23 protein-coding genes and 1 pseudogene are annotated in these 22,393 nt (G+C 58.6%); 11 read left to right on the top strand and 13 right to left on the bottom strand.

The genetic code is table 11. The features are described 5' to 3' along the window. The 7 genes from pstA to BLR69_RS21055 all read left to right on the top strand — a co-directional run bounded on the left by pstA (position 1) and on the right by BLR69_RS21055 (position 6,024). On the top strand, positions 1–1,671 hold the full coding sequence (gene pstA / locus BLR69_RS21085; RefSeq protein WP_071494659.1) for a phosphate ABC transporter permease PstA: 1,671 nt from the start codon (positions 1–3) through the stop codon (positions 1,669–1,671). 69 nt (positions 1,672–1,740) lie between these two features. Further along, positions 1,741–2,574, top strand: a complete 834-nt coding sequence (gene pstB, locus BLR69_RS21080) for a phosphate ABC transporter ATP-binding protein PstB (RefSeq protein ID WP_025856391.1) — start codon at positions 1,741–1,743, stop codon at positions 2,572–2,574. 70 nt (positions 2,575–2,644) lie between these two features. Next, the gene (gene phoU, locus BLR69_RS21075; protein ID WP_058424288.1) at positions 2,645–3,406 is read left to right on the top strand and encodes a phosphate signaling complex protein PhoU; all 762 of its coding nucleotides are present in this window, start codon (positions 2,645–2,647) and stop codon (positions 3,404–3,406) included. Between the two features lie 168 nt (positions 3,407–3,574). Continuing rightward, positions 3,575–4,486 (top strand): response regulator, encoded by a 912-nt coding sequence (locus BLR69_RS21070; RefSeq protein WP_071494658.1) that lies wholly within the window; start codon positions 3,575–3,577, stop codon positions 4,484–4,486. Positions 4,487–4,678: 192 nt separating this feature from the next. Next, positions 4,679–5,002, top strand: a complete 324-nt coding sequence (locus BLR69_RS21065) for a type II toxin-antitoxin system RelE/ParE family toxin (protein ID WP_071494657.1) — start codon at positions 4,679–4,681, stop codon at positions 5,000–5,002. A 4-nt stretch (positions 5,003–5,006) separates the two neighbouring features. Next, the gene (locus BLR69_RS21060) at positions 5,007–5,306 is read left to right on the top strand and encodes a helix-turn-helix domain-containing protein (protein ID WP_071494656.1); all 300 of its coding nucleotides are present in this window, start codon (positions 5,007–5,009) and stop codon (positions 5,304–5,306) included. Positions 5,307–5,361: 55 nt separating this feature from the next. Then, the gene (locus BLR69_RS21055) at positions 5,362–6,024 is read left to right on the top strand and encodes a M23 family metallopeptidase (RefSeq protein ID WP_071494655.1); all 663 of its coding nucleotides are present in this window, start codon (positions 5,362–5,364) and stop codon (positions 6,022–6,024) included. Positions 6,025–6,027: 3 nt separating this feature from the next. Here the strand turns inward: BLR69_RS21055 and BLR69_RS21050 are convergent, their stop codons facing one another. From BLR69_RS21050 to phoB, 3 genes are all read right to left on the bottom strand, one after another. Continuing rightward, the gene (locus BLR69_RS21050; RefSeq protein WP_058424283.1) at positions 6,028–7,368 is read right to left on the bottom strand and encodes a hemolysin family protein; all 1,341 of its coding nucleotides are present in this window, start codon (positions 7,366–7,368) and stop codon (positions 6,028–6,030) included. 269 nt (positions 7,369–7,637) lie between these two features. After that, a complete protein-coding gene (gene phoR, locus BLR69_RS21045; RefSeq protein WP_232000994.1) occupies positions 7,638–8,924 on the bottom strand; it encodes a phosphate regulon sensor histidine kinase PhoR in 1,287 nt (428 codons plus the stop codon). An 81-nt stretch (positions 8,925–9,005) separates the two neighbouring features. After that, on the bottom strand, positions 9,006–9,695 hold the full coding sequence (gene phoB, locus BLR69_RS21040; RefSeq protein ID WP_003176964.1) for a phosphate regulon transcriptional regulator PhoB: 690 nt from the start codon (positions 9,693–9,695) through the stop codon (positions 9,006–9,008). A gap of 155 nt (positions 9,696–9,850) precedes the next feature. Between phoB and BLR69_RS21035 the strand changes: the two genes are divergently transcribed. Continuing rightward, positions 9,851–10,231, top strand: coding sequence for a COG4315 family predicted lipoprotein (locus BLR69_RS21035; protein WP_071494653.1), 381 nt, complete (start codon positions 9,851–9,853; stop codon positions 10,229–10,231). A gap of 113 nt (positions 10,232–10,344) precedes the next feature. On the opposite strand, the gene ubiA is transcribed toward BLR69_RS21035, so the two are convergent. Both ubiA and BLR69_RS21025 read right to left on the bottom strand, forming a co-directional pair. Then, positions 10,345–11,235 (bottom strand): 4-hydroxybenzoate octaprenyltransferase, encoded by an 891-nt coding sequence (gene ubiA / locus BLR69_RS21030; protein WP_071494652.1) that lies wholly within the window; start codon positions 11,233–11,235, stop codon positions 10,345–10,347. Continuing rightward, positions 11,235–11,798: a chorismate--pyruvate lyase family protein gene (locus tag BLR69_RS21025; RefSeq protein ID WP_071494651.1), complete on the bottom strand. Its 564-nt coding sequence runs from the start codon at positions 11,796–11,798 to the stop codon at positions 11,235–11,237. The genes ubiA and BLR69_RS21025 overlap by 1 nt, the downstream gene beginning before the upstream one ends. Before the next feature lie 194 nt (positions 11,799–11,992). On the opposite strand from BLR69_RS21025, the gene BLR69_RS21020 reads away from it, so the two are divergent. The 3 genes from BLR69_RS21020 to BLR69_RS21010 all read left to right on the top strand — a co-directional run bounded on the left by BLR69_RS21020 (position 11,993) and on the right by BLR69_RS21010 (position 13,813). Next, complete coding sequence (locus BLR69_RS21020) at positions 11,993–12,160, top strand: rubredoxin (protein ID WP_015886569.1); 168 nt, start codon at positions 11,993–11,995, stop codon at positions 12,158–12,160. A gap of 37 nt (positions 12,161–12,197) precedes the next feature. Further along, positions 12,198–13,346: an NAD(P)/FAD-dependent oxidoreductase gene (locus BLR69_RS21015; RefSeq protein WP_071494650.1), complete on the top strand. Its 1,149-nt coding sequence runs from the start codon at positions 12,198–12,200 to the stop codon at positions 13,344–13,346. Between the two features lie 191 nt (positions 13,347–13,537). After that, the gene (locus BLR69_RS21010) at positions 13,538–13,813 is read left to right on the top strand and encodes an HU family DNA-binding protein (RefSeq protein ID WP_071494649.1); all 276 of its coding nucleotides are present in this window, start codon (positions 13,538–13,540) and stop codon (positions 13,811–13,813) included. Between the two features lie 109 nt (positions 13,814–13,922). On the opposite strand, the gene BLR69_RS21005 is transcribed toward BLR69_RS21010, so the two are convergent. The 8 genes and pseudogenes from BLR69_RS21005 to BLR69_RS20975 form a co-directional block, all read right to left on the bottom strand. Then, on the bottom strand, positions 13,923–14,399 hold the full coding sequence (locus BLR69_RS21005; RefSeq protein ID WP_071494648.1) for an Imm26 family immunity protein: 477 nt from the start codon (positions 14,397–14,399) through the stop codon (positions 13,923–13,925). Beyond that, on the bottom strand, positions 14,396–14,758 hold the full coding sequence (locus BLR69_RS31580) for a GIY-YIG nuclease family protein (protein WP_367889371.1): 363 nt from the start codon (positions 14,756–14,758) through the stop codon (positions 14,396–14,398). The genes BLR69_RS21005 and BLR69_RS31580 overlap by 4 nt, the downstream gene beginning before the upstream one ends. Before the next feature lie 85 nt (positions 14,759–14,843). Continuing rightward, positions 14,844–15,413, bottom strand: coding sequence for an imm11 family protein (locus BLR69_RS21000; RefSeq protein ID WP_071494647.1), 570 nt, complete (start codon positions 15,411–15,413; stop codon positions 14,844–14,846). Position 15,414: 1 nt separating this feature from the next. After that, positions 15,415–16,161: pseudogene (locus BLR69_RS20995) on the bottom strand (RHS repeat-associated core domain-containing protein); the annotation flags it as partial. Positions 16,162–16,232: 71 nt separating this feature from the next. Beyond that, positions 16,233–16,850 (bottom strand): hypothetical protein, encoded by a 618-nt coding sequence (locus tag BLR69_RS20990; RefSeq protein ID WP_071494645.1) that lies wholly within the window; start codon positions 16,848–16,850, stop codon positions 16,233–16,235. Positions 16,851–17,075: 225 nt separating this feature from the next. Further along, entirely contained in the window at positions 17,076–17,645 is a 570-nt protein-coding gene (locus BLR69_RS20985) for a hypothetical protein (protein ID WP_071494644.1), read from the bottom strand. A 13-nt stretch (positions 17,646–17,658) separates the two neighbouring features. Beyond that, complete coding sequence (locus tag BLR69_RS20980) at positions 17,659–22,044, bottom strand: RHS repeat-associated core domain-containing protein (protein ID WP_071494643.1); 4,386 nt, start codon at positions 22,042–22,044, stop codon at positions 17,659–17,661. Positions 22,045–22,110: 66 nt separating this feature from the next. Next, positions 22,111–22,392 (bottom strand): hypothetical protein, encoded by a 282-nt coding sequence (locus BLR69_RS20975; protein ID WP_058424275.1) that lies wholly within the window; start codon positions 22,390–22,392, stop codon positions 22,111–22,113. Position 22,393: the final 1 nt, after the last annotated feature.

Genomic DNA, 22,393 nt, shown 5'->3' with positions numbered 1-22,393 from the left:
GTGAAACAGAACTCCCTGAATGGATGGTTCAAGAGCGGCGCCCCCGGTGTCTGGATCAGCGGTGGCGCGGTGTCCATCGCGGTCATCATGACCATTGGTTTGCTGGCCGTGATTGCCGTGCGTGGCCTGGGCCACTTCTGGCCGGCTGACTTGATCCAGGCCAACTACAACGTGCCGGGCCAGGCAAACCATATCGTCATCGGCGAAGTGGTGCAGAAGGAAGAAGTGCCCCGCGAACGCCTGAAAAGCGCGGGCCTGCCGGTGCCGGACCAAGGCCCGGAGTTCATGACCCGCGAGCTGATCAAGGTCGGCAACCGCGACCTGAACGGCAACGACTTCACCTGGATCGTCGGCGAGTGGCTCAAGGACCAGACCACCCCCGCGAACCTGATGACCATTGAGCGGCGTGAGTGGGGCAACTTCTATGGCACCCTGGTCAACGTCAAGCAGGACGGCAAGGTCATTGCCGAAGGCGAGGCCGCCTGGCCGGAGCTGCAGGCCCGCGTGGACCGCGTCAACAAGCTGGCTGCCCAGCTCAAGACCCTGGAAAAATCCGACATCGGCGCGATCAACGCCGGCCTGGAACGTATCCGCCTGCATGGCCGCAAACTGGAACTGGAAGGCAAGCTCGACGCCGCCGCCCAGGCCGATATGGACGCCGACCGCGCCGAGCTGAATGCCCGTTATCAGGACATTGAAGCGCGCCTGTCCGACCTGCACGCCCAGTTCAATCGGGATGCCCTGACGGCACGCGATGCGAACGGCAAGGAAGTGGAAATCGGCATCGGCAAAGTGGTGCACGCCTACCAGCCGAACGCCATGGGCACGATCACCAAGATCGGCTTCTACTTCAGCAAGGTCTGGGAATTCCTCAGTGATGACCCACGGGAAGCCAACACTGAAGGCGGGATCTTCCCGGCCATCTTCGGTACCGTGATGATGACCCTGATCATGGCGATGATCGTGACCCCGTTCGGCGTGCTGGCGGCGGTGTACCTGCGTGAATACGCCAAGCAGAACACCCTGACCCGCATCATCCGTATCGCCGTGAACAACCTGGCCGGCGTACCGGCCATCGTCTACGGCGTGTTCGGCCTGGGCTTCTTCGTGTATGTATTGGGGGGCTCGGTTGACCGCCTGTTCTTCGCCGAAGCCCTGCCGGCGCCGACCTTCGGTACGCCGGGCCTGTTGTGGGCCTCGCTGACCCTGGCGCTGCTGGCGGTGCCGGTGGTGATCGTGGCCACGGAAGAAGGCCTGGCGCGGATTCCTCGCACCGTGCGGGAGGGCTCCCTGGCACTGGGCGCGACCAAGGCGGAAACGCTGTGGAAGATCGTGCTGCCGATGGCCAGCCCGGCGATGATGACCGGCATGATCCTCGCTGTGGCCCGCGCCGCCGGTGAGGTGGCGCCGCTGATGCTGGTGGGCGTGGTGAAACTGGCGCCGTCGCTGCCGCTGGACGGCAACTACCCGTACCTGCACCTGGACCAGAAGATCATGCACCTGGGCTTCCATATCTATGACGTCGGCTTCCAGAGCCCCAACGTCGAAGCCGCCCGGCCGCTGGTGTACGCCACCGCGTTGCTGCTGGTACTGGTGATCGCCACGCTCAACTTGTCGGCGGTGTGGATCCGTAACCACCTGCGCGAAAAATACAAAGCGTTGGATAGCTAAAGCTTTTCAATGTGGGAGGGGTCAAGCCCCCTCCCACACACAATGAATTGGTAGCACAGGGAGCATCCCATGCAACAAGACACCCACACCCACGGCATCAACATGTCTGCCCTGGGTCGCGACAAGCAGAGCCTGAGCCTGGCCCAGGAAACCGTGGCCATCGAAGTGCCGGGCCTGAGCCTGTACTACGGTGAAAAACAGGCGCTGTTCGACGTCAGCATGAACATTCCCAAGCAGCGCGTGACCGCCTTCATCGGCCCGTCGGGCTGCGGCAAGTCCACGCTGCTGCGTACCTTCAACCGCATGAACGACCTGGTGGACGGTTGCCGCGTGGACGGTGCCATCAACCTCTACGGCACCAACATCTACCGTAAGGGCGAGGATGTGGCCGAGCTGCGTCGCCGCGTGGGCATGGTGTTCCAGAAGCCCAACCCGTTCCCCAAGACCATCTACGAAAACGTGGTCTACGGCCTGCGCATCCAGGGCATCAACAAGAAGCGCATCCTCGACGAAGCGGTTGAGTGGGCTTTGAAAGGTGCGGCGCTGTGGGACGAAGTGAAGGACCGCCTGCACGACTCGGCCCTCGGCCTGTCCGGCGGCCAACAGCAGCGTCTGGTGATCGCGCGCACCATCGCCGTGGAGCCGGAAGTGTTGCTGCTCGACGAACCCTGCTCGGCACTCGACCCGATCTCGACGCTGAAAGTCGAAGAGCTGATCTACGAGCTCAAGTCCAAGTTCACCATCGTCATCGTGACCCACAACATGCAACAGGCGGCACGGGTTTCTGATTACACCGCGTTCATGTACATGGGCAAGCTGGTGGAGTTCGGCGACACCGATACCCTGTTCACCAATCCGGCGAAGAAGCAGACCGAAGACTACATCACCGGTCGCTACGGCTAGGAAGCTGTGGTTCTGATTGCACTGACGCTGCGGTTCTCCGCACCTTACCGGACGCTCCAAGGACGCCAACATGATTAGCAAAGAAGGCCTTACCCACCACATCTCCGCGCAGTTCAATGCCGAGCTCGAGGAAGTGCGCAGCCACCTCCTGGCGATGGGCGGGCTGGTGGAGAAGCAAGTCAACGATGCGGTCACCGCGCTGATCGAGGCCGACTCGGGCCTGGCCCAGCAAGTGCGTGAGATCGATGACCAGATCAACCAGATGGAACGCAACATCGACGAAGAATGCCTGCGCATTCTCGCCCGGCGCCAACCGGCGGCGTCCGACTTGCGGTTGATCATCAGCATCTCCAAGTCGGTGATCGACCTGGAGCGCATCGGCGACGAAGCCACCAAGATCGCCCGCCGCGCCATCCAGCTGTGCGAAGAAGGCGAAGCGCCACGCGGCTACGTGGAGGTGCGCCACATCGGCGACCAGGTGCGCAACATGGTGCGCGATGCGCTCGACGCCTTTGCCCGCTTCGACGCCGAACTGGCCCTGTCGGTGGCCCAGTACGACAAGGTCATCGACCGTGAGTACAAGACTGCGCTGCGGGAGCTGGCCACCTACATGATGGAAGACCCGCGCTCTATCTCGCGGGTCTTGAGCATTATCTGGGTGCTGCGCTCCCTGGAGCGGATTGGCGACCATGCGCGCAATATCTCCGAACTGGTGATTTACCTGGTACGCGGCACCGACGTACGGCACATGGGCCTCAAGCGTATGAAGGCCGAAGTTGAAGGTTCCGTCGATCAAATCCCTAATGTTCCGGGCGTACCTGACGATAAGTAAGGTTGCCCGAGAAATTAACGCCCGGCCTTTGGTCGGGCGTTTTTGTTTGTGGGCCCGAATTTTTCCGCGCGGGGACACACGAAAGTCCCAACGTGACTGCAGAGTTTTTGGCAAAATGCCATCAGTCAGGCGTCTTGCGTGCCGAAGTTTTTATAGGATGAAGGGTCGATGAGTAAAGTCAGTGTATTGGTGGTGGATGACGCCTCGTTTATCCGCGACCTGGTGAAGAAGTGCCTGCGCAACTACTTCCCCGGGATCAAGCTTGAAGACGCGGTGAACGGCAAAAAGGCCCAGGCCATCCTGATGCGCGAGACTTTTGATCTGGTGCTGTGCGACTGGGAAATGCCAGAGATGTCCGGCCTTGAGCTGTTGACTTGGTGTCGCGAGCAGCCTCACCTCAAAGCCATGCCGTTCGTGATGGTCACCAGCCGTGGCGACAAGGAAAACGTAGTCCAGGCTATCCAGGCCGGGGTTTCGGGCTACGTCAGCAAACCGTTCACCAACGAACAGTTGCTGAACAAGGTCAAGCAGGCCCTGCACAAGATCGGCCGCCTCGACGCCCTGGTCGCCAGCGCGCCGACCAAGATGAACTCGGCGTTCGGCAATGATTCCTTGAGCGCCCTGACCGGCGGCAAGCCCGAAGTGGCGCGTGCGGCTCCTGTTGCGGCCGCCGCTCCTGCGCCTAACAAAGGTTTGCTCAATAGCCCACCGGTGCAGGCCCCGGTAGCGGCTGCGCCGGCGGGTGGACGTGGCCAGGGCCAATTGCGACTGTCCAGCGGCACCCAGCAATGCGTGATCAAGGCGCTGAGCATCAAGGAAGCGCTGCTGGTGGTGCGTCGCGGCGAAGTCCTGCCCCAGGTACTGGAAAGCGCCGTGCTCGACCTGGAACAAGGCGACAACGCCGAAGTGGCCCGCCTCAATGGCTACCTGCACGCCATCGTGGCCTTCGAACCGAAGCCGGACAGCGATTGGCTGCAACTGACCTTCCGGTTTATCGACCAGGATGCGCAGAAGCTCGACTACATCTCCCGCCTGATTGCGCGCGGTACAGCACAGAAGCATTTTGTGCCGGGTGCGTGATTCCCTGAGTGCCGGGAATCGACCGACTGTCTGATTCCCGGTACCTGCCTTGATTTATATCTGTTTCGATATAGTCTCTCGATAACGCTCCGGTGTTATCGAGCCTTTGCTATGCCTTGAAACAAACCTCCACGTCCCTTGGCCGAATCGTCGATTACGCTTTTTCTTTCCATGAAAGGAGAAGAGAAGCCAATGCCAAGGCACAAGGATGTGGTGTTTTTAGGAAGCTCGCTCAAGGATCTCAAAACGTTTCCGCTCGATGCCCGTAGGGCAGTGGGTTTTCAGTTGGATCTCTTGCAGCAGGGTGAGCAACCCTTTGACTGCAAGCCGATGAAGACCATTGGGAGGGGCGTCAGCGAGATTCGGATCACTGAGGAGTCGGGTGCTTTTCGGGTGTTTTATGTGGTCAACCGGCCGGAGGCCATCTATGTGCTGCACGCGCTGCGCAAGACCTCACAGAAAACCGAAGGGCGTGATATCGAGCTGGCTCGCGCCAGATTGCAGGAGTTAGGGTGAGCCCATGACAAATCAAAAAGTTTACGGCGAGCGTTTCAGCTCTGTTTGGGACGCTCTGGAAGAGACACCCCAGCAAGCCGCCAATATGCGGCTGCGTTCCAAATTGCTCTTGGAGCTGTGCCAAACCATTCGTAGCTGGGAGCTTTCTCAAAAAGATGCGGCGCAAAGACTGGGGATCAGTCAGCCCCGACTTAACGACGTTCTCACGGGCAAGATCGACAAACTCTCCCTGGATGCCTTGGTCAATTTGTCGGCGGCCGCCCAAATGAACGTGGATATTTGTTTCAACGGGCTGCCTGCCTGAAGTTGTCATCAAACCGCGCTAACCTGCCGTTCAGTCATCCCGGCAGGTTCACGCCATGCTCATGCGCTTTTTGCTGTGCTGCGGGCTGGCAACGGTCGCTATGTCGGCCCAGGCCATGACCCTCTACAAATCCGTCGATGCCAATGGCCTGGTGTTTATCAGCGACCGGTATACGCCGGGCGCCCTGGCGTTCGTGATCCAGGAGCGCAAGGTTGAGCGACCGATGCTTGTCGTGCCCAGGCCCAATCGTGCACAACAAGCCTATCGCTACCCCTTGCCCTGGCGTGGCGGTCCTTTCCGCATGACCCAGGGACCCAACGGCAGCTTCAGCCACACCGATGCCAAAAGTCGTTATGCGATGGACATCGCCATGCCCGAAGGCACGCCGATCATTGCGGCGCGTAGTGGAATGGTGGTGAAGACCGAAAACGCGCAGGCCGGGCGGGGCAGCGATGCGTCGGGGAATTTCGTGAGGGTGCGCCACGACGACGGCACCGAGGGCGTGTACCTGCACCTCAAGCAAGGTTCGGTCAGCGTCCGGGTCGGTCAGCGTGTGGCGGTGGGGAGCCCGCTGGCGTTGTCGGGCAATACCGGCAACAGCAGCGGGCCGCATCTGCATTTTGTGGTGCAGCGCGCCACCGAGGCGGGGCTGGTGTCGATCCCGTATGAGTTCAACCAGCCGGTCGGTGCATTGCCCAATTTTGCATTGGGCAATTGACGGTCAATCCAGCAGCAGCACCTTGGCCAACACGATCTTTGGCCCTTTCATCTTCTTGATGATGATGCGCAAACCTTCAACCTCCAGCACTTCCTCCTCTTCCGGCACCCGCTTGAGGGTGTCGTAGATCAGGCCTGCGAGGGTTTCGGCTTCGATGTGGTCCAGGTCCACGCCCAGCAGGCGTTCGACCTTGAACAGGGGCGTGTCGCCACGCACCAGCAGCTTGCCCGGCTGATAGGCCAGGATGCCGCGCTCGGCCTTGCGGTGTTCGTCCTGGATATCGCCCACCAGTACTTCCAGCACGTCTTCCATGGTGAGGTAGCCGATGATCTTGCCGTCGGCTTCTTCCACCAGGGCGAAGTGCGCGCCGCCTTTGCGGAACTGTTCCAGCAGCTGCGACAACGGCATGTGCCGCGACACACGCTCCAGCGGACGGGTCAGCTCGGCCAGGTTGAACGACTCGGGGATGTGGTCCAGGGCCGCCAGTTCCAGCAGCAGGTCCTTGATGTGCAGCAGGCCTACGAACTCGTTGCGCACCGCGTCATACACCGGGTAACGGCTGAATTTGTGACGACGGAACAGCGCGAGGATTTCCTTGAGCGGGGCGTTGAAGTCCAGGGTCACCAGGTCTTCCCGGGAGTTGGCCCAGTCCACCACTTCCAGCTCGCCCATTTCCACGGCGGAAGCCAGTACGCGCATGCCTTGGTCGCTCGGGTCCTGGCCACGGCTGGAGTGCAGGATCAGCTTGAGCTCTTCGCGGCTGTAGTGGTGCTCATGGTGTGGGCCAGGCTCGCCTTGGCCGGCGATGCGCAGGATGGCGTTGGCGCTCGCGTTGAGCAGGTAGATCGCCGGGTACATGGCCCAGTAGAACAGGTACAGCGGCACTGCTGTCCACAGCGACAGCAACTCGGGCTTGCGAATCGCCCAGGATTTGGGCGCCAGCTCGCCGACCACGATGTGCAGGTAGGAAATCACGAAGAATGCGGCGAAGAACGACACGCCCTTGATCACTTCCGGCGATTCGACGCCCACGGCGCCCAGCAGCGGCTCGAGGATGTGCGCGAAGGCCGGTTCACCGACCCAGCCCAGGCCCAGGGAGGCGAGGGTGATACCCAGCTGGCAGGCCGACAGGTAGGCGTCGAGCTGGCTGTGTACGGTGCGCAGGATCTGTCCGCGCCAGCCGTTTTTGTGGGCGATGGCCTCGACCCGGGTGGCGCGCAGTTTGACCATGGCGAATTCCGCCGCAACGAAGAAACCGTTGAGCAGTACCAGGACCAGTGCAAAAAGAATCATGCCGAAGTCGGCGAAGAGTGTCGCGAGGGTGATACCAGGGGAAGGGTCCATGATGGGGTTTTGCAGGTTCCGTATGTTCAGTAAGGGGTGGCAGGTGGGCCGCAAAGGCAGGCGCAAGTCGGCCAATGTAGCGGCTGACGGGGCGCTTGCCTAGTGCCCACTGCCGGGCGGGGCTTGGAATGCACTCTCTAAAACAACACCGGTCCACTGTGGGAGGGGGCTTGCCCCCGATGGCAGTATGTCAGGCAGCGCATTCATATCTGACCCGCCGCCATCGGGGGCAAGCCCCCTCCCACATTTAGGCCCGTGGTGTATTTGGATTACTCGTCGTTGCCGAGGGCTCGCGAACGCGTCATCTGCGCCGGCGGAAAATGGCAGGTAAACGTGCTGCCATGTCCCAGCACGCTGCTGATTTCCAGGCGTGCGCGGTGGCGCAGCAGCACGTGTTTGACGATCGCCAGGCCGAGCCCGGTGCCGCCGGTGTTGGAATTGCGGCTGGAGTCGACACGGTAGAAACGCTCGGTCAGGCGCGGCAGGTGCTTGGCGTCGATGCCAATGCCGGAGTCCTGTACGCTCAAGTGCGCCCCCTGTTCATCGGCCCACCAGCGGATGCGGATATTGCCTTTGTCCTGGGTGTATTTCACGGCATTGAACACCAGGTTGGAAAACGCGCTGCGCAACTCGCCTTCGCTGCCTTTGAGCAGCACGCTCGGGTCTGCCTCCAGGGTGATCTGTTGCCCACGTTGGCCGGAGAGGGCCTGGGCATCGTTCTTGATGGTCTGCAACAGGCTCTGCACCGCCACCGGGTGGTTGTCCGACGGGTAATCAGTCGCCTCCAGCTTGGCCAGCAACAGCAGGTCGTTGAGCAGTGTCTGCATGCGCGAACCTTGCTGCTGCATTTGTTGCAGGGCCCGGCTCCAGCGTGGGTTGATCTCGTCGACGTTGTCCAGCAGCGTCTCCAGGTAGCCGCAGATCACCGTCAGCGGCGTACGCAACTCGTGGGAGACGTTGGCGACGAAGTCTTTGCGCATCTGTTCCAGCTGGTGGATGCGGGTGACGTCGCGCACCAGCATCAGGTGTTCGTTGTTGCCGTAGCGCGTCAGGTACAGCTGGATGCGCACGCGGTCATTGGTGGGCGAGGGGATTTCCAGGGCTTCTTCGTAGTTCTCCTGTTCGAAGTACTCCTTGAAGCGCGGGTGGCGCACCAGGTTGGTCACCGGCTGGCCGCTGTCCTGGGGCGTCTTGAGACCCAGCAGGGTCTCGGCGGCACGGTTCCACCATTCCAGGTTGCCGTCGCTGTCGAGCATGATCACCGCATCCTTGAGCGCGGCGGTGGACTCCTGCACCCGGTCGATCACTGCTTGCAGGCGCCCGCGCACGCGCTGGTCGCGACGTTGCAGGTGGTAGATGCTGTCGAACACTTCGCCCCACAGGCCGTAGCCATCGGGAGGTGCTTCGTCGGGTTTATGCTGGCGCAGCCATTCGTGCAGGCGCAGCAGTTGCTTGAGGGTCCAGCCCAGGTACAGGGCAATGCCGACTGCCAGGCTCCAGCCGTAATAGCCGCTGACCAGGCCGACCAGCAGGCAGCCGGTGATCAGCAAAAGCATGTGGCGGATCAGGGTGCCATGCCAGTTTTGGTTCACTTGAACATGCGTCCTTGTCAGCTGTTAAGTCAGGCTGCGATTGGCTCAGCCCTTGGTAGAGAAGCGGTAACCAGTGCCGCGCACGGTTTGTACCAGATTCTCGTAGGCATCGCCCAAGGCTTTGCGCAGGCGACGGATATGCACGTCCACGGTGCGCTCTTCCACATACACGTTGCCGCCCCACACCTGGTCCAGCAATTGGCCGCGGGTATAAGCACGTTCCTGGTGGGTCATGAAGAATTGCAGCAGGCGGTATTCGGTGGGGCCCATTTCGGCCGGCTTGCCGTCGATGGTCACACGGTGGCTGATCGGGTCCAGCAGCAGGCCGCCGACTTCAATCGGCGCTTCGCCATCGGTAGGCCCGGCACGGCGCAGTACGGCTTTCAGGCGTGCGACCAGTTCCCGTGGGGAAAAAGGCTTGGTGATGTAGTCATCGGCACCCACTTCCAGGCCCTGGATCTTGTTGTCCTCTTCGCCCTTGGCGGTGAGCATGATGATCGGGATGTCCCCGGTCAGCTCGTCACGTTTGAGACGGCGGGCCAGTTCGATGCCGGAGGTGCCGGGCAGCATCCAGTCCAGCAGGATCAGGTCCGGCTTGCGGTCGACGATAATGGCATGGGCCTGCTGGGAGTTCTCCGCCTCCAGGCAGTCATAGCCGGCCATTTCCAACGCAACGGCGATCATCTCGCGGATGGGCGCTTCGTCGTCAACAATCAGAATGCTCCTGCCAACCATGCTCGAAAATCCTCTTGTCATTTAACTGTCTTGCGCCGCATTAGATAACGGAATTATTGCAGTCGTGTGACAGTAATTTAGTCGCTCGGGCAATTCCCGCCTCTCTGGACTACGCTTTGAGTCCGAATCCTGACAACCACAAAAGGAAGGTTCCGATGACTTACAGCACGATTTCCTGGAAAGCCCTGCTGGTGACGGCGGCATTGACACTGCCGGGCCTGGCGTTCGCGGCGGAGCCGGCGATGACCAAAGACGGGATGCTGGTGGATCATAAGGGCATGACGCTCTACACCTTTGCCAAGGACGCCGACGGCAAGTCCATGTGCAACGACAAGTGCGCCACCAACTGGCCCCCACTGATGGCCGAATCCACCGACAAGCCTATGGGTAAATGGACCGTCATCACCCGTGACGATCAAAAAAGCCAATGGGCATACAGCGGGAAGCCGCTCTATACCTTCATCATGGACAAGAAAGCGGGCGACATGACCGGTGAGGGCAAAATGGACGGAGCCTGGAAGGTCGCCAAACCTTGATCACGCGGTGCCACTGAAAGCATCGGGGGCAAGCCCCCTCCCACATTTGGAATAGGTTCCCCTGTGGGAGGGGGCTTGCCCCCGATGGCGCCGGTACAGCTGCCACAAAACCCTCAGCGAAATGCGTAATCCGCCACAATCCCGACAAATATCGCCAACCCCGCCCAGTGGTTATGCAGGAACGCCTTGAAGCACTTCATGCGGTCCTTGTCCCGGGTATACCAGAACTCCCAGGCAAAACAGCCCGCCGCGGCCAGCAGACCCAGGTGGAACCAGCCACCCAACTCGAATCGCGCACCCGCCAGTAACAGGCACACCAGCGACAGCCCTTGTAGCGTCAGAATGATCACGCGATCGGCATCACCAAACAAAATGGCGGTGGATTTCACACCGATCTTCAAGTCGTCATCCCGGTCGGTCATCGCGTAATAAGTGTCGTAGCCGACCGTCCAGAGCAGATTGGCGATATAGAGCAGCCACGCGGTGGCAGGCAGGCTGCCGGTCTCGGCGGTGAACGCCATCGGCATGCCCCAGGAAAACGCCGCCCCCAGCACCACCTGCGGGTAATAGGTGTAGCGCTTCATGAACGGGTAGCTCGCCGCCAGCGCCAGGCCACCGAGGGACAGCAGGATGGTGGTGGCGTTGGTCAGCAGCACCAGCAGGAAACTGATGCCCATCAGCACCGCAAAAAACACCAGCGCCTCTTTAGAGCTGATCTTGCCGCTGACCAACGGGCGTTGCTCCGTGCGCTTCACATGGCCGTCGACCTTGCGGTCGGCCCAGTCGTTGATCACACAGCCACCGGCGCGGGTCAGCACCACGCCCAGCACGAAGATCACGATATTGATTAAAGAGGGCGAGCCTTTGCCAGCGATCCACAGCGCCCACAGCGTCGGCCACAACAGCAGGTAAATGCCGATGGGCTTGTCCATGCGGGTCAACTGAATGAAATCCCAGGCCCTGGGGTTCAGGTGGTTCAAGGACTTGAGCAGTTGTTGATACATCAGCAATTCTCCGGATGGGCGTGCAGCGCGTGCCAGAAGCTGGGCAAGAAGATCTCCGCGACCAGCACGCTCAGCGGTCCCCGATCAAAGCGTGAGCGGCGAGCCCACAGTCCTTCGACCTGATCGGCCGCAGGCAACCACGGCCGTGGGTAATGACACACCTCGATAGCTTGGCGGGTGAACGCCCGGTCGCAGAACAGCAGTTCGCCCAGCGAGCGGCTTCCCAGCTCATCCATATGCAGGCCGTCGCCCTGCAAGGCACTGCGTGCCGCCACACTGCGTGCGAACACCCACGGCTGGCCATGGCCGCGCAGATACACCTCGCGCACCCAACCGACAGTCGCGGCGGGCAGTGCCAGGGCGGCACATTCGTCGTCCCGCAGCGGCTGCCAGCCTTCGAACAGTGGCGTGACGCTGAAACCGTCGCTGGACAGCCACTTCAGTCGCCGTGTCAACGAGTCTTCGTTGAACAGCCAATTGAGGGTCAAGGCCGTGGGCGCGGGAGTCAGAAGGCTCTGGGTCAGCCATTGGCAAGCATCGGGAAGGGCGATTGAGTGCGGCACGGTGAGTCAGTATTGGCAGCAAAAGAGGCGGCGAGCTTACCATGGCACCCTGGGCTTTTGCCGGGATGGGCCCGCCGTTTGCGTCGATCATGCTTGCATCTGCCGGCCACGATCAGTACAAAACGCCCTGAGCCGCACGGCAACGCGGGTCTATCGACCGTCGGCCAAGATGCCTGACCCTGAGGAAGCAAGTGATGAAGAAGTGGCAATGTGTAGTCTGTGGCCTGATCTATGACGAGAAAGACGGCTGGCCGGATGATGGAATTCTGCCTGGCACCCGTTGGGAAGACGTCCCGGAAGACTGGCTGTGCCCGGACTGCGGCGTGGGCAAAATGGATTTCGAAATGATCGAGATCGGCTGATTCTCGGTTTTCAGAAAAGTACTACAGGGAGAAAGGAATGAACGCACCTGTCGTGATCATCGGCACAGGGTTGGCCGGTTACAACCTGGCCCGGGAGTTTCGCAAGCTCGACAGCGAGACCCCATTGCTGCTGATCACTGCCGATGACGGGCGCTCCTACTCCAAGCCCATGCTCTCCACCGGCTTTGGCAAGAACAAGGAAGCCGATGGCCTGAGCATGGCTGAACCCGGCGCCATGGCCGAACAACTCAAGGCCGAAGTGCGTACCCACACTCGTGTCAGCGGCATCGACCCCGGCCACAAACGCTTGTGGATCGGCGAGGAGGCGGTGGCCTATCGCGACCTGATCCTGGCCTGGGGCGCCGAAACCGTGCGTGTGTCGGTTGAAGGCGATGCGGCTGAACTGATTTTCCCGATCAACGACCTTGAAGACTACGCACGCTTTCGTGCCGCCGCTGCCGGCAAGCGCCGTGTGCTGCTGCTCGGCGCGGGCTTGATCGGCTGCGAATTCGCCAACGACCTGATCCTGGGCGGTTATGAAATCGACCTGGTGGCGCCGTGCGAGCAAGTCATGCCGACCCTGCTGCACCCGGCCGCCGCTGCTGCGGTACAGGCAGGCCTTGAAGGCCTCGGCGCGCGCTTCCACCTGGGCCCGGTGCTCAATCGTCTGCAGCGCACCGCTGACGGCCTGGAAGCCCACCTGTCGGACGGTGAAGTGATCGCCTGCGACCTGGTGGTATCGGCCATCGGCCTGCGCCCACGCGTCGACCTGGCCGCCGCCGCCGGCCTGCAGACCAATCGCGGGATCATGGTGGACCGCCACCTCAAGACTTCCCACGCCAATATCTACGCCTTGGGCGACTGCGCCGAGGTCGACGGCCTGAACCTGCTGTACGTGATGCCGCTGATGAGCTGCGCCCGCGCCCTGGCCCAGACCCTCGCCGGAAACGCCACCGCCGTCAGTTACGGTCCGATGCCGGTGACCGTGAAAACCCCGATCTGCCCGCTGGTGGTATCGCCACCGCCACGGGGCACCGAAGGTGTCTGGAGCGTCGAAGGCGAGGGCGCCGACATCAAGGCCCTGTGCCGTGACGCCAGCGGTCGCCTGCTGGGTTATGCACTCACCGGCAACGCCGTCATGGAAAAACTCGCCCTCAATAAAGAACTTCCGCCGTTGCTGGCGTAAATACCGGTCGTTCTGTCGGAATAAGCACGTTTTTCCCCCCAGAAAGGTCGCAGCGAGACTGGCGGAGCGTGCGAGGGCATGCCATCCTCACTCCCGTCTGCCGCAGAGTAGAGCCTGCGGCGCTTTGGGCGCTGCTCCAACGATGAGCAGCACGGACATAACAACAAAAAACCGTCAAAGAGGCTTCACACATGCGTAAACCAGATCTCGCAGCCGCTATCGCTGAAAAAGCCGATCTCACTAAAGAACAGGCCAACCGCGTCCTCAACGCCGTTCTCGAAGAAATCACCGGCGCCCTGCACCGCAAGGACAGCGTCACCCTGGTTGGCTTCGGCACCTTCCTGCAGCGCCACCGCGGCGCCCGCACTGGCAAAAACCCTCAAACCGGTGAGCCGGTGAAAATCAAAGCCAGCAATACGGTTGCGTTCAAGCCGGGCAAATCGCTGAAAGACACTGTTAACGCGTAATGGCGTTACCGTCTCGAAGGGGCGGGAGGGTAGGAAAAAATGGGCACGCCGACTGGGTTGGGTGCCCATTTTTGTTGGTGACGTCAGGCTTTGCCCGAAAAGTAAGGCGTTATGCGAGCGCAATAAAAGACTTAACGTGTGCATCACTTTTTGGTACACAACTTGGATAAGCTTTTGCCTGGGCGTCGGATATGGGGCTGTCGTTACCTAGAATGTCGATTTTCTTCAGATCACCGGGAACCCCGTAGATGAAGTAAAAGCCTTCGATATTTTCAGGCGTATAACCGGGATCAGAAGCAATGATCCGCCACTCCCCCGAGCTCTTTTTATCAAAGAGTCCGTAGCTGTTCAGCAGTATTGGATGTGACACGCGCTTGGCTTGTTCCAATTGTTGTGCGGAGATAGCCGGCTCTGTGGAAAAAAAATCCAGAATCTCGGCGCAGTGGCCTTCGTCCATAGTGGACAGTATTCGCCCAAATCCGAAGGTGTCCTCTGTGAATTTGAAGCAGAAAATATCTCCGGGCTTTATGGCACGTAGTGTTGTCCTGGGTTTTTTGTCCCAGCCAAAAAAAGTCAGGTCACTCATGAGCACTTTCCTCCTTTACCGATGAGGCTCGTTTTTTTCCGGTTATAAGCCTCTTTGAAATATCGATGCCTATCCCGATCGCGAGTCGTGTTGTTGTGATCGAAGGAATTGTATTTATTTCCTCTGTTGCTTTGGGAGGTTGCGGCGCCAATTTCCCCTGTTTTTGTCTTGTAGCGCTCTATGTAGGCTTGCTCATAACCCCTGGCTTCGCCGTAGGTGACGTTTTTCTCAATGCGACGAAGACCTGTAGTGCTGTCGTCCTTCGTCAGTCGGCCGGAGGCTTGATGTTCTTCCGTCCTACGCGAAATGTCGTTAGTGATACCGATGTAATAAGGATCCCCTACGGTATTTCCATGTATATCCAGGTCGTATAGACCGACGATAAAGGGGTCAGATTTATTTATAGTCCCTATCCGGATTAAATAGATCCGTCCCCTTTATTGTTCAGACTTGGATACCTTTGGAACAGTCTACGAATCGAAGACCTTTAAGCTGGGACGCTTCGCATTGCTGCTTGAACTGCTGGGAAACAAAGATGCGTTGTGAATTTTCCTTAGCTCTCACGATATGGTGATTGCCTAAGGTAGCAGGTGGCAGACTTTGAATAGTAGTGAATCTCAGAGGACCATCCGGCATAAAGCTGAACATGGGACCATATTGAGAGTTATTCAAATCAATGCAAGGAAGCATCTGAATCACATTGAATACATAGTAACCTTCCAGCTTTTCTTCTTTTAGATAAGCGTTGGCAGGAAAAAGCTGAATATCTTTCGGGAATTTGCGCAGTACGTTGGCCATTGCCTCGCTTACAAATTCAAGCGTGTCACTTTGAAGAAGATCGAAGGACATTAATCGAGATACGCTGACCTTATTTTTATTTCTAAAGGTTGGAGTGGTAGCAATTGATGATTGCTTTTCTCCACTAATAAACAATAGGTGGTCGGGAGATTGTTTCTGGTCGTATTTGAACCAGTAAATTTCTGAATAATTTTCACTGATTTCTAATAGGTACATATTATTTCTCGCAGCGACCTGCTTGAGTTGAGTTTTTATTCAACCGAGTACGCCCATTGCGTAATCCCGACCTTTCAGAGCTGACAACCTCCCTCACTGCCTGCGCGTACTGGGCTTTTTTCCATTTTCCAGCCTTGCCCGCGAGGGATATTTCATTGAGTTGTGCTCGAACAGCTTTGTTGTAACCCGGATGTGAGCCTTTGTGAATAGTGCAATATTTGTGCTTGCCCTCTTGACTAGGCAAGTAAATGATGTTGGAAGTTTTGTATATGTCGAATCCAGCCTTCTTCAGAGCAGGGTGATCAGCCAGCGATTGAGGAATAATATGGTGTTTCTGGAGTCCATCGATTCCAGGCATATTTTTATAGTTCCACTTAAACAGGCCCCATGGATCAACCCATGTAATTGGATTTGGCGCATATTGGTACAGGTTTATGCCGCCCAGTAAACTGATCGGGTCTGGAGTCGTGAATGTCCCTATTTCGGGGTCGTAGAACCTGAGAGTGTTGTAGTGTAGCCCCGTCTCCCGGTCCAGATAGTGCCCCTGGAACCGCAGGTTCTGCTCCTCGATGTAGTAAGGCTCGCGCACCTCTTCCAGTGTGTTGCCCCACCCCCGATAAGTCGCCTGCCAGATGCTGTGCCCATCGGCCTCTGTCAGTTGTTCGGGCAGCCCGTTCAGGTCGTTGTGGTAGTAGCGAATCTTCTGCAACGGGCCAAGGCCGTCGATGCGGGCCAGCGGTTCATAGCCTCATCGTCGTAAATTTAAATTTTTAGCACTAAATAAAAACTTCCTTTTCTCTGCGAGGAATATTTGTATTTTTAACTCAGAATTTTATTCGCTAACGCCAGGTCGAACTGCTTGTTTCCAAAAATGGATTTAGTTGCAAGCGCTTTTTTTAGTGCGTCCGAATCCAGGCTCAGATTATTTTTGTAGGCAGCAAAGAGGATGGTGAGAAATGGGAATGCATAGTTGTCAGGCTCAGCCAATACGTCCTCAATTAGTGCTCGTTTGCCAAGGATGCAATTCTCTGCCTTTGGGAGGTAAAAAGCCTTCAAGCGGTCGGTTATTTTTTTTACAGTCTGGCTTATTTCTTGCGGCGACGGCGTTCTAATGATACCGCCCATCTCGTCGCCAAACTGTTTTGTCTCTTCTGATAAGGAAGTCTTCGAAAAAAATGACGCGTTCAACAGCCGACTCTGATACGGCGGGGATTGATCTATACAAAAGCTAGATGCCTCACAGGTATATATTTCCATTCCAGCGTAGTAACCATCGGCTTTGGTCAAGTGCTGGATGTAGATGTCTGCAAGTTTTTCCTTTGCTACAAGCAGGCAAAGCTTGTTTTTGCTTACCTTCAGGTCGACGTTGGGAAGCGTTATCTGCTTCAATGGTGCCAATAGTTCAATTTCCATATTTTTACGAATTTCTAGGCTCATGTTATTCACTTGTAGATCAGAAGATTGAAGGTTGCGTTGTGCTGTGCGCCTTTTTCACCTAACGATACCTCCAGCTTTCCTTTAGTATCAACTTTGAACGATCCTTTCGTTTCGACAACCGATAAAGGGGTCAGATTTATTTATAGTTCCTATCTGGATTAAATAGATCCGTCTCCTTTATCGCTTTATCACCATCGCCTTTATCGTTGAGTAGGCGGTCTATTTTTATTTGGAGTCAAACAATTCTTGCGTATGCAGGACTGCCTTGTTTACGCGCTCTGAAGCGGTAACGCTATCAATGCGTAAGTCGTCGGGTAAGTGCTCATAGTCCATGGCCTCATCCGCCGTTAGCGCCCCACGCAGATGAGCAATTACTCTGAAAATAATGTGATGCATACGCCAGCAAATTGAGGGTTCAATATTTACCAACTGTTCCTCAGATGCGGGCTTGCTTACACCGCCGGTCCAGATTTCTGACTCAAACGCGAATTGAATTCTGTCGTAACCAGAGGTCGATTTTTTGTAGTCGGGGTCACTGAAAAGTATCTTCCAGCGAGGGATACCTGAAAATCGCATGCTGCAGAAAATCGGCCGAAACAAACGTTTTGAGGTGTCCACCTGGCTGATCGAGGTCGGGATTTGTGTATAGAATTTCGCAAAAACCTCAATCAGATGTCCCAGCGCAGGAGGAATGAGTTCGATATAGCGTGCAATAACAAAGCCAGGCTCATCTGAAGCGTTGATGGCTGGGATGTAGAAGAGATCACCGGGTTTGGGTGCCTTGAGGGTTTTCATACAGCGGCCTCTTTTAGGTACAAGATTTGATTTTGCTCGGCTTGATGCCAAGGGCTTTAGCCGCAGCCCTATAGTTTTTATAGTGACTTTTGCCCCGTGCATCAGTACGGCTTTTATTGATGGGTTCGATGACGTTTCCGGGGAACTTGCCCTTCGTTTTATATTTCTCTCGGTAGGCCTGCTCGTAACCTTTGGCTTGAGAGTAGGTCATCTTGCCGTCCTGGCCTTTCAACACACGCAGCTTTCCTTTTCCAAGCCGCGTGGACCTGTCGTGCTGACTTTCACGCGCCGCAGGATCCTGTTCGGTGTGACCGATGTAGTAAGGCGTTTTAGCGCCCGGGGCGTAGAGCCCGTAGACATAGAAACCAGGTTTGTTTAGGGGCGTTGGGGTCCAGCCTAGTGGATCCAGCCATGTAATAGGGTTTGCACCGTACAAGTAGAGGTTCAGTCCACCTAGCAACCCAATCGGATCCGGCGTCGTAAGCCGCCCCACATCCGGATCATAAAACCTGAACGTATTGAAATGCAGCCCCGTCTCCCGATCCAGATACTGCCCCTGGAACCGCAGGTTCTGCTCCTCAATGTAGTAAGGCTCGCGCACCTCTTCCAGTGTGTTGCCCCACACCCGATAAGTCGCCTGCCAGATGCTGTGCCCATCGGCCTCGGTCAGTTGTTCGGGCAGCCCGTTCAGGTCGTTGTGGTAGTAGCGAATCTTCTGCAACGGGCCGAGGCCGTCGACGCGGGCCAGCGGTTCATAGCCGTCATCGTCGTAAACATAAAGGCTGGTCTGGCTGTGTTTATGCTCCTGCAACAACCGCAGTCCATCCCACACAAACTGCGTTTCTCCCAGCGGATACCCGTCACGGCCATGCTCGGTTTTTTCGATGCGTCGGCCCAGTGGGTCATAGGTCATTCGCACGACGCTGCCGTCATCGTTACGCACTTCAACCAAGCGGCTTTCAGCATCGTAGGCAAACCGCTGCACGCCCCGTTTGGCGCTGCGTTTTTCAATCGTGCGGCCAAACGCGTCATAGCGATAACGCTTGTCCTGATAGGTCAGCAGCTTGTTATGCACCACCAACCCCGCGCCAGCCTGCGGGCCGTCCAGCAAGTTGGCGGCGGCGTCGTAGGCGAAGCTTTCGCGCTGGCCGTGCAGGCTGTCTTGGCTGGCGATGATGCGGCCGGTGGCGTCGTAGTGCAGCAGTTGGCGGTGTTGCGTGGCGGGCTGCTGGTCGAGTTTGCCGATCAGGTTGTCGGCGGGGTCGTACTCGAACTGTTTTTGCGCAGCCGCGGGCAGCAAGGTTGACTGACTGGCGTGACGGCGCTGGCGCGAACGCAGGCGGCCGCTGCGGTCGTATTCGCTGCGGGTGCTGAGCTGGCCCTGGGTGCGCAGCACTTCGCGGTGCAGGCGGTCGCGTTCGAAGTCGCTGATGACTTGGCCGTCGAGGTTGATCTGGTGCAGATGGCCGCTGCCGTAATACAGGCGATTGAGCCAGCGGCCGTCCGGCAGTTGGGTCTGGATCAGGTTGCCGAGTTCGTCGTAGTGGTGGTGCAGGCCGCCTGCCGAGCTTTGTTCGGTCACCAACTGGCCGAGGGCGTCGTAGGCGAAGCCCAGGGCCTGGGCGTTGCCTTGCAGGTCGGTGAAGGTGACAGCAGTGAGTTGGTCGAGCTCGTCGTAGCGGTACTCGGTGCGGCCATCGTCCGTGGTTTTGGCCACCAACCGGCCGACCGCATCACGTTCGAGTCGATGCACGATAGGCGCGGGTGGTCTGTCGGGCACCAGCGCCAGGCCATTGCCGTAAGGCGCGGGAACTGCCGTCAGCGTCGTGACATTATCCAACGCGTCGTAATCGTAGCGCTTGGCGCTGCCATCGAGGTCTTGCTGCTCAACCAGCCGATCGCCAGCGTCCCACGCGAAACGATATCGCTCGCCGTTCTCATTGATCAGTGCCTGCAACCGCCCATAGCTGTCATAGCCGAACTGCACTTGCCGGCCATGGGCATCGATGCGCTGGCGTACCTGCCCGCGACGGTTGTGCTGGTACAACGTGGTATGTCCGGCCGGGTCGGTGTAACCCACCAGTTGCCCGCTCGTATCGCGCTGGTACTGCTCGATACGACCGTCTGGCAATTGGGTGGTGAGCAAGCGCCCCTGGGCGTCATAGCTGAATTGAGTGCGTTCGCCGAGAGCATCGGTGATGACCTGCAGATAGCCGCGCTCGTCATAGCTGAAACGCGTTGGGTAACCCGAGCAGTCGATATGCTCGACCAGTTGCCCGAACGGATTCCAGCGCAGCTTTTTGCTTTTGCCGGTGGCATCGATGATTTCCACGACCTGACCGTGGTCGTCATAGCGGTAGCGGGTGACGTAGCCCAGTGGATCGGTTTCGGCGATGCAGTTGCCGCGCTGATCGTAGCGATACGCCCAGCTATTGTCGGCGGCGTCGGTCTCCACCACTGGCAGTGCCCAGTGCTCAAGCCACAAGGTCGAATCGCTGCGCCCTAGCGGGTCGGTTTCGCCAATCAGGTTGCCGGCCTCGTCGTAGCTGTATTCAAAGCGCCCGCCCAGCGGATCAGTGGCACTGAGCAACTGGCGCTCGTCGTTCCATTCGAACAGCCAGGTGTGGCCGAGATTGTCGCTGTACCGAATGATCTGGTGTTGGGTGTTCCAATGCCGGGTACTGACGCGTTGCAGGCCATCGGTAATTCGCGTGATACCGGCCTGCAAGTCATAGTCGAACTGGTAGGCGTCGCCTTCGTCGGTCCAGTGCCGCACCACGCGCCATTCCAGGTCTTCAACCAAGGCCCACTCATAGAAGCAGCGCAATCCGGTGGGCAGTTGATGCTCCACCATCCGCTGGCCACTGTCGTAGGCGAAACGCCGCTGGACCTGGCCAGTGGTATCGCGCACTTCAGCCAGGTTGCCCTGCGCGTCGAAGCCATAGCTGACGAGCACTTCGCGGCGCTGATCGGGGTACAGGCGTTCGATGCGCGCCAACTGGCCCTGATCACGGATCAACTCAACCTGCACCAGATCGAAGGTATCGCGCAGGCGCACCAGTTGCCCGGCGGCGTCGTAGTCGACATGGATGCGGTTGTCATTGCGGTCGCCGAGCTGGCTAAGGCGCAGCAATGACGGGTTGGCAGAGGGTTCAAACAAGCGATACAACCCGTCATCGCTTTCGATCAGCAACTGCCCATTGAGATGTCGCCGCACGGCCAGCCCTTCACCCGCGCTGAACACGGCGCCGCCCAAGGGAATCGAGCCCATGTCGATGGGGCGGCCTTGTTCATCGGTGTAGACCAGCGTTTCGCCGCCATCGGGGTGAGGCTGGATGTCGACGCACACTTCATACGGCACGCTCCAGCCTGCGCCGAAAAGACTGCCCGTGCGTGCGTCGCGGCTGTTGTAGAAACGTTGCCAATCAATCGGCAGGATGCCGGGCAGGACGAAATCCAGCTCATCATCGCCGCCCAGCACCTTCGCGCCGGTGGCCGCATGCACCGGATTCGAAGAACCCATCGCTGCGTTCGCCACGGCCCCCATCGCGCTGCTGACCGCCATCGACGTAGCGCCGCCGATCAACATGCACGGCAGTTTGCTGAAGAACTTGCCCTTGCCGCCCTTGAGCATCAACAACGCCGTGACCGCCAGCCCCACGCCCGGGGTCTTGCCGCTGCGGATCTCACGCACCACCACCGAGCCGCCGCCAATGGTCACGTTGGAAGAAATCAACCCCGACGACACCACTGTCGCATCACAGGTACTGCGATCACCACTGCGCACCGCCGGTTGGCCGTTGATGGTGACTTTGTCCGATCCTTCGGCCAGAAACTGCGGCGGCATCGGCGGGTGCTTCATGCAGGTGACCAGGTCCAGCGGCTTGGGCTCGGCCCCAGGCGCGGGGGTGGCGACGGTAGGGCGCCACATCTGCGAGAAGAAACTTTCGGCCATGTCCAGGTAGCTGGCTTCGGGCTCCGGCTCGGGCGCTTCCAGCTCGGTACCGGCCGGTGCGACATGGGAGCTGATCGCCCCTGCGGCGCGTGCAGCGGGGATGTTGTTGGTCAGGGTATCGGTGGAACCGGTAAGAATATTGGCCTGAACCGTGGGCGGAAACAGCGCGTTGGCGAACGTATCGCATAAATTCGTCAGGCCTTTGTCGGCCCCGGTCTTGCTCATGGCCAGGCCGACAATCGTGCCCACCACCGCTCCCAGCAGGAAACAGCCAAGCCCACCGGTGGCGACGGTAATCCCGGTGGCGGCGACGACAGCCGCCGTCGCCACCGCCGTGATCGCGATATTGGCCGCCACCTCCAGCACCCCGCCAAGGATGTCCGCCATCATCGAGGTGTGAGTCAGCGCATCGCCCATCCGGGCCGCCCAGAGTGCATCAGACAAGGACTGCACTCCTGTGTCTGATCGAATTGAACGCACAACTTTCCATAGTCGCCGTGTCCTTGGGTGTTATGGCATACGCATCAGTGCTGTCTTCAACCGCTTTATCAGCGTGGGACTTTCCAGGCACTCCAGCGGGGTGAGGTTGTCCAGTGCCGGAACCTTTTGCCCGATCCACCACAACCCCTCTTCAAGGCCTCGTTTCCCACGCAGTATCACTGCCAGGTCGAGATGGCCGCCCAAGGCCTTGGCCAGTTCACGTGCATCGTCGTCAAGGTAGTCTTCTTCATACAAGGCCACTGTGCTCTGCCAGTCCGCGTCACCTGGGTATTCGTTTTCCAGTCGTTCCATG

Source organism: Pseudomonas azotoformans, assembly GCF_900103345.1.
GTDB lineage: Bacteria > Pseudomonadota > Gammaproteobacteria > Pseudomonadales > Pseudomonadaceae > Aquipseudomonas > Aquipseudomonas azotoformans.
The sequence above is the reverse complement of the archived record's forward strand: the minus strand, read 5'-3'. Positions and strand labels throughout refer to the sequence as shown.